This window comes from Enterococcus innesii (genome assembly GCF_022846515.1).
Classification (GTDB): domain Bacteria; phylum Bacillota; class Bacilli; order Lactobacillales; family Enterococcaceae; genus Enterococcus_D; species Enterococcus_D innesii.
Window position 1 is genome coordinate 2,416,570 of record NZ_AP025635.1, and the last position, 13,232, is coordinate 2,429,801.

Sequence of the window (13,232 nt, forward strand, 5' to 3'; positions counted from 1 at the left end):
TTTACATAAAAAGGAAAAGGGTGAAAGAACATGGCAGATAATATTTTGATGATGAAAGGCATCGTCAAAGAGTTTTCAGGGGTTCGCGCCCTTGATAACGTCAACCTCTCGATCGAGCGAGGAGAGATCCACGCACTGTGTGGAGAAAATGGCGCCGGCAAGTCCACGCTGATGAATGTCTTAAGCGGACTCTATCCTTACGGCAGCTATGACGGAGAGATCTATTATGAAGGGGAGTTATGCAAGTTCAAAGATTTGCGGGACAGTGAGGACAAAGGAATCGTTATTATTCATCAAGAGTTAGCCTTAAGTCCTTACCTGTCGATCAAAGAAAATATCTTTCTAGGAAATGAACAAGCCAAACACGGCATCATTGATTGGGATCTAACCGAAAAGAAAACAGACAACCTCTTAAAGATCGTTGGCTTAAAATTAGACCCGAATACGCTGGTTTCACAAATCGGTGTCGGGCATCAACAGCTGGTGGAAATTGCCAAAGCATTTTCAAAATCCGTCCGATTGTTGATTTTAGATGAACCAACTGCGGCGTTGAATGAAGAAGAAAGTGCCAATCTGTTAGAGCTGATCAAAGAGTTTCGCAACCAAGGGATCACTTCGATCATCATCTCCCACAAGCTGAATGAAATTGTCAATGTGGCGGATCGCATCACGATTTTACGAGACGGGCAAACGATCGAGACGCTGAGCGGCACCGAAATCTCTGAAGAGCGCATCATTCGCGGCATGGTTGGGCGAGACTTGACCAATCGCTACCCAGAGCGGAACCCCACTATTGGTGAACCGTTTTTTGAAGTCAAAAATTGGACGGTCCATCATCCAATCGACCATACCCGTGTGGTGAATGAAAATTTGAACTTGATGATCCGCAAAGGAGAGATCATCGGTATCGCCGGTTTGATGGGTGCGGGACGGACTGAGTTTGCCATGAGCGTCTTCGGTCATTCCTACGGCAGTTCGATTTCGGGGGAAGTCTATAAAGACGGCCAACCGATTTCTGTCAAAGACGTGCCAACCGCCATCAAAAATGGGCTAGCCTATGTGTCGGAAGACAGAAAAGCGCTGGGCTTGAATCTGCTGATGGATATTCGCGAGAATACCACCATTGCTAGTCTTGCCAAAATCAGCCGCCAAGGGGTCATCGATAAAGAAAAAGAAGTCACGATGGCAGAAGAATTCCGCAAAAAAATGCGGACCAAAACCAATTCAATCTATCAAAACGTCGGCAGTTTGAGTGGTGGGAATCAGCAAAAAGTTGTTTTGGCAAAATGGCTGATGACCACACCAGACATCTTATTTTTAGATGAACCGACCCGTGGGATCGATGTCGGGGCGAAATACGAAATCTATACGATCATCGAAGAGATGGCAGCAGCTGGCAAAGCCATTTGCATCATCTCCTCGGAGCTGCCAGAACTATTAGGCATGTGTGACCGAATCTATACGATGAACGAAGGACGCTTCACTGGCGAGGTCCTGCGGGAAGAGGCGGATCAAGAACGATTGATGAATCTAATGACATTAGAAGAGAGTGGGGTTTGAGATGGAAACAACCAATAAATTAAAAAAAGAACGCAGCCATTCGCTGAAAGAAAAGGCACTGGAAATCTTTAGTAAATACAGTATGATCATTATCTTAGCAGTATTATTGGTGGCCTTTCAGCTCATGACCGATGGGATTTTCTGGCGGCCGCTGAATATCACCAACCTCGTGTTGCAAAACAGTCATATTCTCGTTTTGGCAGCTGGTATGCTTTTGGTCGTCTTGTTAGGACACGTCGATCTATCCGTAGGGTCCGTGATGGCGTTTGTCGGTGCGATTGCAGGCGTTTTAATGGTCAATAACGGCATCAGTCCTTGGCTGGCAGTGCCTCTTTGCTTACTGATGGGGGCAGTGATCGGTGCCTGGCAAGGCTTCTGGGTCGCGTATGTCGGTATCCCAGCATTTATTGTGACCTTGTCTGGTTTACTGATGTTTCGAGGACTGACCCAAGTCGTCTTAGGCGGTCAGTCCTTGGCGCCTTTTCCCAAGGCATTCCAACAAATTTCTACTGGGTATTTGCCAGATATTGCAGGCGGTCAGATCCATTTACTTTCCATGATTTTAGGTGTAGTGATCACGGGCGTCCTGATTTTAGGCCAATGGCGGACCCGTGAGCGTCGCAAAAAAAATCTTTTTGAAGTGGAATCAATGGCAGCCTTTGCCTTTAAAGCCGTCTTTACTGCGGTCGTATTTCTCGGTGCTACCTATATCTTTGCCTCTTATCAAGGGTATCCGATCATTTTGATCGTCTTAGGAGTGATCGTGGCTGCCTATGGCTTTTTGACTAACAAAACCGTCGCTGGTCGTCAAATCTATGCAACCGGCGGCAACAAAAAAGCAGCCGAACTTTCTGGGATCAAGACGAAGAAAATCACCTTCTGGGTCTTCGTGAACATGGGGATGATGGCAGCTTTGGCGGGCTTGGTTTTAGCCGCTCGGTTGAATGCAGCCACACCGCAAGCGGGAACGTCAATGGAATTAGATGCGATGGCCGCAGTGTATTTCGGCGGTGCTTCCACCTCAGGCGGTATTGGTACCGTGATGGGGGCGATCGTCGGTGGTCTCGTGATGGGTGTCTTAAACAATGGGATGTCGATCTTAGGAGTCGGTGTCGATTGGCAGCAAGCCATCAAAGGGTTGATTTTGCTGCTGGCTGTCGTGTTGGATATCTACAATAAGAAAAAGAAAATTTCGTAGGAGGGCCTGTTTATGGAGGACCAAGCACAAAAGACGATTTTATTGATTTGTACCGCCGGCATCACTACGGGACTCTTAGTAAAAAATATGCAGCGGGCCGCAGATGAAAAAGGGCTAGCTGTGCATATCTATTCGGCACCAGCCATCATTGCTGAACAGATCCTGCAGCAACAAACAGTCGATGCCTTGCTGATCGGTCCGCAGTCGAAGTACGAAGTCAATCGATTAAAAGACTTTCTCATGGTCAAAGCGGTGCCATATAAATTAATCAAAGAAACAGATTATGAGCTGTTAGATGGCGAAGCTGTCCTTACAGACAGCCTGACCCTCTTACAAAACGATCGCTAGGCTCAAAAAAGAGCTATGTGTTTCAGCGTTTGAATATGTTGTTTAGAGTAGTGCCTTGCGAATCCCCCAAGCAAGCACTACTCTTTTTATCGTAAAGTAGTTTGATCACCTGATAGGGAAGAACCGCCGATTGAATGCTGCTTCGGTCAGTTCTTGTACTTCGTTTGCCAGTGAGTGGACAGGTGGCAAAAGTACAGTAAAGGCGGCGGATCTTTTCCAATAAGGAAATAGTCAAGAATCGATCTTGTATCTGTTTCCTTAAAGCAGCAAACAACTCATAGAATGGAGGAACAGATTATCAAACCAGCAGACCTTACCCAGATTCGCCCCAGTAAACGACAACTACAGTGGCAGCAGTTGGAATTTTATGGCTTTATCCACTTTGGTCTCAATACGATGACCAATCGTGAATGGGGGCTCGGCAATGAGTCGCCAACGGTATTTGACCCGCAAAATTTAGACTGTCATCAATGGGTTTCCACAATGAAGCAAAGCGGTATGCAGGGAATCATTTTGACCTGCAAACACCATGATGGCTTTTGCTTATGGCCAAGCCAGCACACTGCTTTCACAGTCGCTTCAACGCCCTGGCGCAATGGTCAAGGTGATTTAGTGAAAGAACTTTCTGATGCTTGCCGTCAAGCAGACCTGAAATTCGGCATTTATTTATCGCCTTGGGATCAGCATGAAGCTTGTTATGGAATGGGGCAAGCCTATGATGATTTTTATACAGCGCAGTTGACAGAACTTTTAACCAATTATGGTGATATATTCGAAATATGGTTAGATGGCGCCAATGGTGAAGGGCCCAATGGAAAACGCCAAAACTATGATTGGGAACGGTATTATCAAGTGATTCGAGAGCTGCAACCCAATGCGGTGATTGCGATTTGCGGACCGGATGTCCGTTGGGTAGGAAACGAAGCGGGGCAAACCAGGCTTCAAGAATGGAGTGTGGTGCCAGCAGCATTAAAGGATGCTGAAAAAACAGCGAGTCATTCGCAAAAAGCCGATAGCGCAGCGTTTCGGCAATCAATCTCCAGTATGGAAATGGATTTAGGAAGCCGACAAGCGCTGAAAAAGTACGGCATTAAAGAAGCTGCTGAATTGGCTTGGTACCCTGCTGAGGTCAACTTATCAATTCGCCCCGGCTGGTTTTATCATCCATCAGAAGACCAACAAGTAAAAAGCGGCGCTGAGCTCTGGTCCTTTTACAAGCAGAGCGTTGGGGGCAATAGTTCTTTTCTACTTAATGTGCCGCCGATGCCGGATGGTATGATCCATCCAATGGATCAAAAGGCATTGCAGCAATTAGGTCACTCGATTAAACAATTGAAAGAGGTGACGACTGAAAGGAACGGCACGTTTGCGAGCTCTTCAACCAGTGTGTCCAGCAGAATGGATAAGCTCCAACTATCTCAAGCGTTTGGCCAGTATTGGAAACCGGACTTGGAAGACAAACGGCCATGGCTGACCCTACATTTTGCAGAACCGGTCGTCATCAATACACTTGTACTGAAAGAAGCGATTCAATATGGGCAACGGGTAGAAAAAGCAAAAATTTTTCTGCAAACGGCAGAAGGACAACAGTTGCTGACCGAAATAGTGACGATCGGCTATCAAAAAATCATCAGCTTTGAAGCAGTCGGCGTGTCTGCTGTCAAAATCGTTTTTACTCAAGTTCGGCAAACACCGATCATTCAAACCATGGCCGCTCGTTATGTGCCTCAGGAAGAATAAAAAAGCAACCCAAAAACAGACAGTCGGCTGACTGTCTGTTTTTGGGGGATACAAATAAGGAATAAAAGTGGATATTAGTTAAATGCGACTGCCTAGGGGGCAAATCCGAGAACAGTGCATGGTAACTACAAATTAAGGAAGTGTGATGACATTTTCTGAATCTTTATCGAAGAAGTGTGCTTTGTTGATGTTGAAAGCCAAATCAACTGTTTCACCTGGACGATGGAAGTCGCGGGCATCAACTTTCGAGATAAATTCAGTCGCACCTACACGTGTATAAAGCATTGTTTCTGCACCTAATAGTTCAGATACGACCACTTCAGCACGTACAGTTGCTTCAGGAGAAGCTTCCAATGCGATTTGTTCACTGTGGATATCTTCTGGACGAATACCAAAGACTAATTGTTTGCCTTCGTAGCCTTTTTCCACAAGAACCTTGTTCTTGCCTTCAGGAATACGTAAGTTCAAGCTTTGTCCATCAGAGATCATGCCGTTTTTCAACGTAACATTGAAGAAGTTCATTGCTGGTGAACCGATAAAGCCGGCAACGAAAATATTTTTCGGCGTGTTGTAGACTTCTTTTGGTGAACCAATTTGTTGAATGAAGCCATCTTTCATGATAACGATCCGGTCAGCCATGGTCATCGCTTCTGTTTGGTCATGGGTTACATAGATCGTCGTTGTTTCTAAACGTTGGTGTAATTTTGCGATTTCCGCACGCATGGCAACCCGCAATTTCGCATCTAAGTTTGACAACGGCTCATCCATCAAGAAGACTTTGGCATCACGAACGATGGCACGGCCTAAGGCAACCCGTTGACGCTGACCACCTGAAAGGGCAGCTGGTTTACGATCTAAGTATTCTGTTAATCCTAAGATCTCAGCGGCATTTTCTACCCGTTTTTTGATTTCTTCTTTGTCGTATTTACGCAATTTCAAACCAAATGCCATGTTGTTGAAAACAGTCATATGGGGATACAATGCGTAGTTCTGGAAAACCATTGCGATGTCGCGGTCTTTTGGTGCCACATCGTTCATTACTTTTCCACCGATGCTCAATTCGCCTTCAGAAATATCTTCTAAACCAGCGATCATTCGAAGGGTTGTGGATTTTCCGCAACCAGAAGGTCCGACGAAAACGATGAATTCGCGATCAGCGATATCTAAATTAAAATCAGTTACCGAATATGCATCATTATTGTCATATTTTTTGTGGATATTTTTTAAGGCCATTTCTACCATTGGGATTACCTCTTTCCATTTAGTTTACATGAATAGCATAAATGAAAACGCTTCGAATGCGCAACGGAAACCTGCACAAGAAAAAAACGTTTTCTTGTGCAGGTTGTTTAATTGCTCTGATGGGTGAATTGGTCGATCAGTAAATAGCAAAGCAAAAGATCATCCATATTTTTTAAATTCAAGCGCGTCAGTGTTTGAAACTTATCGATCTTATATAGGAGAGAATTCCGATGCATAAACAGTTCTTTGGCAGTAGAACTCGCATTGCCTTGATTGCGCCACAGGGATTGAATGATCGTTTCGGTCTCTTCTTCAAACCAATCTAGATACAAGGTACGGAACAAGGAAATATACTCGGAAAAGCCATTGCGAAAAAGAGAGAAGACCACTTTGGGCAGATCCATACTTTTACTGGTAGTTTTCGTTTTTAACTCATTTTTGAACAGGGTAGATTCACTCGTCCATAAGGTAGTGAAGTCGTGGCGTGGGTGATGGAAGGGACCGACGAATAGCTGAGAATAGCAGTCGAAATCCATATCCAAAGCCACGAATAAGCCGTCAAGATCTTCGATGGGCAAATTGGCACTATCTTGTTTTTCTACGATCACCGCATGGTTTTCGGTGAGGAAAAAAAGATCCACTACGCTAGGGAGCATTTGCTGGATCTCTGTGAGCCATTCGGATTGTAAGGAGTCGATGGTTCGGGTGAAATGAACTTGCAGCAGGCGAATCCACTCTGGCTCTTGAACGGGCTGATGTTCAAATAAAATCGAATACCATGGATGGTTTCGGTTATCGATTTCTGGTTGCAAAGAGCCGTTTCCCAGTTGGATCAGCAGTTTTTCACTGTCACTTAATTGGTCAGTTGGCAGCCAAATATATTTTTTGCCGAAAGCGATGGATTCGATGTCCTTCGTTGTGGATACTTTGTCATGCAGCGTTGCCTGGGGGAAACGCGCTTTGATGTCATTAAAAGAAAAAATGAGAAAGACCTCCTTTGAGATGCTCTACGTATTCTTCATTTAGTATAGCATGTTCTAAAAAAACCGTTCAAAATTTTCTCAGGAAAAAAACACAGCCCTTCACCGAAATCTCTGCCTTCGCATGGCAGGAGGGCGGCTTTTTTCCCGAAGCGATTGCTTCTATAATCCTAATCGTTGCTTTTTCTTCAACACAAATTCTTCTTCAGTCAGAATTCCTTCGTCAACCAATACTTTTAGTTCACGTAGTTCAGCAATGACCTGTGCCGTCGGGTTTACAGTTGGTTGCGGGGGCAGTATCGCATGCTCACGGGGGAAGTTAGTGAGATAGCGCTGTATGATCCGAGCAATCAGCAGGTCTTTTTCGGCAAAGCAAAGGGAGTGGTTTGGTTCCGTCCTTCTGCGAGAATGGGTTTCTCTGATTGCCCCGCCGCCAATATACAGTTCCAAGAAGCCATTGCCTTTCCAAAGACCAGATTCGGCAACTTCTTTCAAATTGACACTGGTAATTTGGGGAATCTGCAGAACCTGTTTCGCTTTCTTCTTGTAATCGATGATTGTGAGGGTATCTTCTGAAATGACCCAAGCCTCACGATAATGATAGGAAAGTAATTTGATTTTTCCAGCCTCTTCATCCACGTAACTTTTGGCTGATTGCCCGCCAAGTGCTGCAAGGCGAGTGGTTAAAAATTCATAGGCTTTTTGGGCATCGATTCGATTGGTGAAATAGAGCAATTGAGAATTACCTGGTATCTGCAGTCGGAGGTAGTCCACTAAGAGACCTTTGCCTATATGTAATTCCACATCGGCAATTTTTGCCATGGGGATTTTTTCATCTGGGATTTTTGGATGGGTGTTGTTTATCCAGACGCCTTTTTTCGTAATAAGCCAACGACAGCTGGCATCATGTCTGCGATTTTCTCGATATTTTTTTGAATACAAAATAATGGGTTCCTCGTAGGTTTCATTAGGTGTTCTCGTCAAAATACTTACCTCCTTAAACGTAATAAGCAACATTTTATTCAATTATACAACAAATAGTGTTTTGATTCGTTTTATTCTGATGAAAATAAGGAGAATTTATCATTTACCTTCTTTTCGTTAGGTTTTTTTAGAAAAAAAGCCATAGCAGCAATTGACACGGAAGCGGTTTCTTGGTATCTTAGATGTACGGACAACTTTTGAAAGATGGGATTAAAATGGCGAATAAGTACGAACAACTTGCGGATATCTTAAGAGAAAAGATCCGCTTAGGCACCTATCAAGAAGGCGATGCGATCCCTTCAGAAGCAACCTTACAGGAAGAATTTCATTATAGCCGCCACACGGTGCGCCAAGCGATCGCTGTTTTGGTCAATGAAGGCTATTTAAGAAAAGAACGGGGCTCAGGCACCTACGTTTCAAAACCTGAGACTGTCAATCATAAAAACCGCAAAACAATCGGGATCATCATGACCTATTTGTCTGATTATATTTTCCCTTCGATCATGCGCGGCGTAGAGCAGACATTGCGGGAGCAAGGCTACTCACTGCTTTTAGGCTCAACCAACAATGATCATGAGCAAGAAAGAGCGTGCTTGCAGCAAATGATGGATCAAGGGGTAGACGGGTTGATCGTTGAACCAACGAAGAGCAGCCAGTACAACCCGAATCTTGCCTATTATGTCGCCCTTCAAGAAGCTGGGATTCCTCTCGTCATGATCAATGCCTATTACGAAGAACTAGACTTGCCGCATATTTGTGTCAACGATACACGTTCTGGGTTTTTAGCAACCAATTATCTATTAGAGCAACAGCATCAGCAGTTGATGATGATCACGAAAATCGATGACTTACAAGGGAAATATCGGATGAAAGGGTTTGTCAAAGCGTTGACCCAAGCCAAGCGGACGTTTGCAGCAGAAGACGTCTTGACGTATACGACGGAGTCAAAAGAAGCCGTTATTGAACAAGCGATCCAGCGCTTGACGGCTGCCGATAATCAAGTCACAGGCATCGTTTGTTACAACGATGAGATCGCGCATCGCTTGATTCAAGCATTGACGGCTTCGGGGAAGAACGTTCCTACTGATTTTTCGATCGTGGGTAACGATGACTCGCCCCTTAGCACCTTGTCCACACCGGCGATCACCACACTGACTCACCCGAAAGAAGCGATGGGGGAATTGGCAGCACAATGGATCACTACAGGTAAGGCAACAGAAGCGCAACGCTTTTATTTTGAACCGGAGCTGATCGTTCGCGGTTCAGTCAATAACCAAAAAGGAGAGTAAGAAGATGACGCAACAAGTAAGGCAAGCAATTATTGACGGGCGCACGTCTCTTGGGATCGAGCTAGGCTCGACACGGATCAAAGCTGTCTTGATCGATGAGCAGTTTCAGACGATCGCTTCCGGCAGCTTTGAATGGGAAAATCAATTGGAACAAGGGATTTGGACCTACTCGCTAGAGGCGATTTGGCAAGGACTGCAAGCCAGCTATCAAGAGTTAGCGCACAACATCCAGCAGCAATTCGAGGTACCTTTGACGACGATCGGCAGTATCGGTTTTTCTGCAATGATGCACGGCTATATGGCTTTTGATCAACAAGGCACGCTGTTGGTACCTTTTCGGACGTGGCGCAATGCGATCACGGAAGAAGCAGAAAAAGCCTTGACGGCATTGTTCCAATACAACATCCCACAGCGGTGGAGTATCGCGCACTTGTATCAAGCGATTTTGAATCAAGAAGCCCACGTCCCAGAGGTCGCTTTTTTCACTACCTTAGCCGGCTATGTCCATTGGCAGCTGACAGGGGAAAAAGTTATCGGAATCGGCGATGCATCTGGGATGTTCCCAATCGACAGTACGACAAAAAACTATGATGCGAATATGCTGCAGCAATTTGATGCACAAATCAGCAGTCAGGGGTATCCTTGGCAGATCAAAGACCTTTTGCCACAAGTGTTGACAGCAGGCGAACCAGCCGGCACATTGACGGCAGAAGGCGCAAAAAAACTCGACCCAACTGGTACTTTGCAAGCTGGCATCCCGTTATGTCCGCCAGAAGGCGATGCGGGCACTGGCATGGTTGCCACGAATAGTGTGGCACAGCGAAGCGGGAATGTTTCAGCCGGGACGTCGGCTTTTGCCATGATCGTCTTAGAAGAACCCTTAACTAAAGTGTATCCAGAGATCGATTTGGTCACGACGCCTTCTGGAGATTTGGTGGGGATGGTCCATACGAATAACTGTACCTCGGAGATCAATGCCTGGGTCAAAATTTTCCGCGAATTTGCCGACGCAGCTGGAATGAAACTTTCCACGGAAGAATTGTTTGCGACCTTATTCAACGAAGCATTGAAAGGGGATTCAGAATGTGGCGGGATGCTTTCTTATGGCTATTATTCTGGTGAAAATATCACTAAGATCCCTGAAGGACGGCCGCTTTTCGTCCGATCGCCAGAGAGTTCTTTTACTTTAGCAAATTTCATGCGCTTACATCTGTTTAGTGCCTTTGGTGCGATGAAGATCGGGATGAAGATTCTGGAAGCCGAAGACGTCGCCATTGATCGAATCGTTGGTCACGGGGGGATCTTCAAAACGCCAGAAGTTGCCCAACGTGTCTTGGCAGCTGTCATGGAAGCCCCAGTCACGGTCATGGAAACGGCTGGTGAAGGCGGCGCCTGGGGGATCGCCCTTTTAGCAGCATACCTTCGCCGTCACACGCCAGAACAATCCTTGGCAGCATTCTTAGCAGATCAAGTATTTAAAAATGACCACGGCGTGACGTTAGCCCCGACAGAAGCCGACATTCAGGGGTTCACCGTCTTTACTCAACGTTACCAAGCAGGGTTGCCGATCGAGCAAGCGGCAATCGATGCGTTGATTTAAAAAGAAAGAAGGGAATTTTGTGTTAGAAGGATTAAAAGAAGAAGTCTTTCAGGCCAATTTGGCATTGCCGAAGCAAGGATTGATCAAATACACCTGGGGCAATGTGTCAGCAGTGGATCGCCAACAGCAGTTGTTTGTCATCAAACCTAGCGGTGTTGACTATGAAACCATGCAAGCCAGTGATATGGTGGTTTGTGATTTTGAGGGCAACGTAGTGGAAGGAGCGAAAAATCCTTCCTCCGATACGCCAACGCATGCCGTTTTATACAAAGCATTTCCAGAAATTGGTGGGATCGTCCATACCCATTCTACTTGGGCGACGAGCTGGGCTCAGGCAGGACTCGATCTGCCAGCGATGGGCACGACCCATGCCGATACGTTTTATGGAGCAGTCCCCTGTGCCCGCTTTTTGACGCAAGCCGAGATCGATGAAGGCTATGAAGCACAAACAGGACAGGTGATCGTCGAAACCTTTAAGGAACGCGGCATCACGCCAGAAGAAATTCCTGGTGTCTTGCTTCACGGTCATGGACCGTTTACCTGGGGCAAAACGGCGGATGCGGCGGTGATGAACGCAGTGGTCTTAGAAGAAGTCGCCAAGATGAATTTTATCACGCGCCAGCTGAACAGTTACGCACCCGAATTGCCGCAGCGGGTCTTAGACAAACATTATTTACGCAAACATGGAGAAAATGCCTATTACGGGCAAAAATAACGAAAAAGGAGCAAGCAGAATGTTAGAAATCGGGAAAAAAGAATTTTGGTTCGTCGTAGGATCACAGCACTTATATGGAGAAGAAGCATTACAAGAAGTACGGGACCATGCAGAAGAAATGGTCAAAAGCTTAAATGACAGCTCAAAGCTGCCTTATCCAGTCGTTTTACAAGAACTCGCTGTTACTGCCGATACGATTACGAAAATCATGAAAGAAGTCAACTATCGGGATGAAGTCGCTGGGGTGATCACCTGGATGCACACCTTCTCACCAGCAAAAATGTGGATTCGCGGCACGAAATTATTACAAAAACCATTGCTGCACCTTGCCACTCAATACAATGAACAAATTCCATGGGAAACCATCGATATGGACTTTATGAACTTGAACCAAGCGGCTCATGGTGACCGAGAATATGGATTTATCAATGCCCGTTTGAAAAAACAAAACAAAATCGTTGTCGGTTATTGGAAAAATGAAGCCATCCAAAAAGAAATCGCTGCTTGGATGGACGTGGCAGTTGGTTACAATGAAAGCTTCCAAATCAAAGTCGCTCGTTTTGGCGACAACATGCGTAACGTTGGGGTGACGGAAGGCGACAAAGTCGAAGCACAGATCCAATTTGGTTGGACCGTTGATTATTTTGGGATCGGCGATTTGGTACAAGTTGTCGATGCGGTGACTGACGAAGAAATCGATGCACTCTTTGAAGAATACAGCCAGCTGTATGATTTCGATTATGGCGATTACGACAAAGAAGAGTGGGGACGTCATGTCAAAGCCCAAGCCAAACAAGAAATCGGTCTGCGCCGCTTCCTTGAAGCAGGCGGCTATACGGCATTTACCACGAACTTTGAAGACCTGTATGGTATGCAGCAGTTGCCTGGTTTAGCTGTACAACGCTTGATGGCAGAAGGCTACGGGTTTGCCGGTGAAGGGGACTGGAAAACCGCCGCTATTGATCGCTTGATGAAAATCATGGCTCACAATAAAGCGACTGGTTTTATGGAAGACTATACCTATGAGCTGACACCAGGAAAAGAAGCCATCTTGCAATCCCATATGATGGAAGTCGATCCAGTATTAGCAGCCAATAAACCAAAAATCGTGGTTTCACCACTGTCAATGGGGGATCGTGAAGACCCGGCTCGCCTCGTCTTTGACGGCCAAGGCGGCGAAGGTGTCGTGGTTTCGATGGCCGACTTTGGCACCCACTACAAATTATTGATCAATGAAGTCGATGCCTTTGAGCCAACTGAAGAAGCACCAAAACTACCGGTTGCACGAGTAATGTGGACACCAAAACCAAACTTCCACGATGGCGTCAAACAATGGATCGAAACAGGCGGTGGCCATCACACCGTTGTCTCACTTGTCTTAAATTCTGATCAGATCGAAACATGGGCGAAGCTTGTAGGATTAGAATACGTAACGATCAAATAAGTACCCGATCACAAAAGAAATCGTTGGCGATAGTCGGCGGTTTCTTTGCGTTTTTCTTAAGCTTTCTTGCCTTCTGGCTGCAAAGTGCGGATAAGCAGACCCCTGAAAGCACCAGCAATCAGCAAAATTGAC

11 protein-coding genes are annotated in these 13,232 nt (G+C 45.8%); 8 read left to right on the forward strand and 3 right to left on the reverse strand.

Annotated elements, in window-relative coordinates:
- Nucleotides 1-30 precede the first annotated feature (30 nt).
- The 4 genes from mmsA to ENLAB_RS11390 all read left to right on the forward strand — a co-directional run bounded on the left by mmsA (nt 31) and on the right by ENLAB_RS11390 (nt 4,846).
- Nucleotides 31-1,560 carry a multiple monosaccharide ABC transporter ATP-binding protein gene (mmsA, locus tag ENLAB_RS11375; protein WP_077453937.1) on the forward strand — a complete coding sequence of 510 codons (1,530 nt, stop codon included), beginning with the start codon at nt 31-33 and terminating at the stop codon, nt 1,558-1,560.
- Between the two features lies 1 nt (nt 1,561).
- Nucleotides 1,562-2,758 carry a multiple monosaccharide ABC transporter permease gene (gene mmsB / locus ENLAB_RS11380; RefSeq protein WP_077453936.1) on the forward strand — a complete coding sequence of 399 codons (1,197 nt, stop codon included), beginning with the start codon at nt 1,562-1,564 and terminating at the stop codon, nt 2,756-2,758.
- A gap of 12 nt (nt 2,759-2,770) precedes the next feature.
- Nucleotides 2,771-3,106 carry a PTS sugar transporter subunit IIB gene (locus ENLAB_RS11385; RefSeq protein ID WP_008376144.1) on the forward strand — a complete coding sequence of 112 codons (336 nt, stop codon included), beginning with the start codon at nt 2,771-2,773 and terminating at the stop codon, nt 3,104-3,106.
- 282 nt (nt 3,107-3,388) lie between these two features.
- Nucleotides 3,389-4,846, forward strand: a complete 1,458-nt coding sequence (locus ENLAB_RS11390; protein WP_233618988.1) for an alpha-L-fucosidase — start codon at nt 3,389-3,391, stop codon at nt 4,844-4,846.
- Nucleotides 4,847-4,978: 132 nt separating this feature from the next.
- On the opposite strand, the gene ENLAB_RS11395 is transcribed toward ENLAB_RS11390, so the two are convergent.
- From ENLAB_RS11395 to ENLAB_RS11405, 3 genes are all read right to left on the reverse strand, one after another.
- On the reverse strand, nt 4,979-6,088 hold the full coding sequence (locus ENLAB_RS11395; RefSeq protein ID WP_077453935.1) for an ABC transporter ATP-binding protein: 1,110 nt from the start codon (nt 6,086-6,088) through the stop codon (nt 4,979-4,981).
- Nucleotides 6,089-6,195: 107 nt separating this feature from the next.
- A complete protein-coding gene (locus ENLAB_RS11400; protein WP_233618987.1) occupies nt 6,196-6,900 on the reverse strand; it encodes a helix-turn-helix domain-containing protein in 705 nt (234 codons plus the stop codon).
- Between the two features lie 330 nt (nt 6,901-7,230).
- Entirely contained in the window at nt 7,231-8,085 is an 855-nt protein-coding gene (locus tag ENLAB_RS11405; protein WP_200125901.1) for an SHOCT domain-containing protein, read from the reverse strand.
- A 149-nt stretch (nt 8,086-8,234) separates the two neighbouring features.
- Between ENLAB_RS11405 and ENLAB_RS11410 the strand changes: the two genes are divergently transcribed.
- Genes ENLAB_RS11410 through araA form a run of 4 tightly spaced genes read left to right on the forward strand, consistent with a single transcriptional unit; the run spans nt 8,235 to nt 13,100 of the window.
- Nucleotides 8,235-9,341 carry a GntR family transcriptional regulator gene (locus tag ENLAB_RS11410; RefSeq protein WP_375349985.1) on the forward strand — a complete coding sequence of 369 codons (1,107 nt, stop codon included), beginning with the start codon at nt 8,235-8,237 and terminating at the stop codon, nt 9,339-9,341.
- 4 nt (nt 9,342-9,345) lie between these two features.
- Entirely contained in the window at nt 9,346-10,941 is a 1,596-nt protein-coding gene (locus ENLAB_RS11415; RefSeq protein ID WP_200125905.1) for a xylulokinase, read from the forward strand.
- A 19-nt stretch (nt 10,942-10,960) separates the two neighbouring features.
- Nucleotides 10,961-11,656: an L-ribulose-5-phosphate 4-epimerase gene (locus ENLAB_RS11420; RefSeq protein ID WP_008376133.1), complete on the forward strand. Its 696-nt coding sequence runs from the start codon at nt 10,961-10,963 to the stop codon at nt 11,654-11,656.
- A 19-nt stretch (nt 11,657-11,675) separates the two neighbouring features.
- Nucleotides 11,676-13,100 (forward strand): L-arabinose isomerase, encoded by a 1,425-nt coding sequence (gene araA / locus ENLAB_RS11425; protein ID WP_081118304.1) that lies wholly within the window; start codon nt 11,676-11,678, stop codon nt 13,098-13,100.
- Nucleotides 13,101-13,232 lie beyond the last annotated feature (132 nt).

What these genes read in the sequence shown, in the direction of transcription:
- mmsA (WP_077453937.1), top strand. Translation starts at nt 31, where the DNA reads ATGGCAGATAATATTTTGATGATGAAAGGCATCGTCAAAGAGTTTTCA.
- mmsB (WP_077453936.1), top strand. Translation starts at nt 1,562, where the DNA reads ATGGAAACAACCAATAAATTAAAAAAAGAACGCAGCCATTCGCTGAAA.
- ENLAB_RS11385 (WP_008376144.1), top strand. Translation starts at nt 2,771, where the DNA reads ATGGAGGACCAAGCACAAAAGACGATTTTATTGATTTGTACCGCCGGC.
- ENLAB_RS11390 (WP_233618988.1), top strand. Translation starts at nt 3,389, where the DNA reads ATGGAGGAACAGATTATCAAACCAGCAGACCTTACCCAGATTCGCCCC.
- ENLAB_RS11395 (WP_077453935.1), bottom strand. Translation starts at nt 6,088, where the DNA reads ATGGTAGAAATGGCCTTAAAAAATATCCACAAAAAATATGACAATAAT.
- ENLAB_RS11405 (WP_200125901.1), bottom strand. Translation starts at nt 8,085, where the DNA reads ATGTTGCTTATTACGTTTAAGGAGGTAAGTATTTTGACGAGAACACCT.
- ENLAB_RS11410 (WP_375349985.1), top strand. Translation starts at nt 8,235, where the DNA reads ATGTACGGACAACTTTTGAAAGATGGGATTAAAATGGCGAATAAGTAC.
- ENLAB_RS11415 (WP_200125905.1), top strand. Translation starts at nt 9,346, where the DNA reads ATGACGCAACAAGTAAGGCAAGCAATTATTGACGGGCGCACGTCTCTT.
- araA (WP_081118304.1), top strand. Translation starts at nt 11,676, where the DNA reads ATGTTAGAAATCGGGAAAAAAGAATTTTGGTTCGTCGTAGGATCACAG.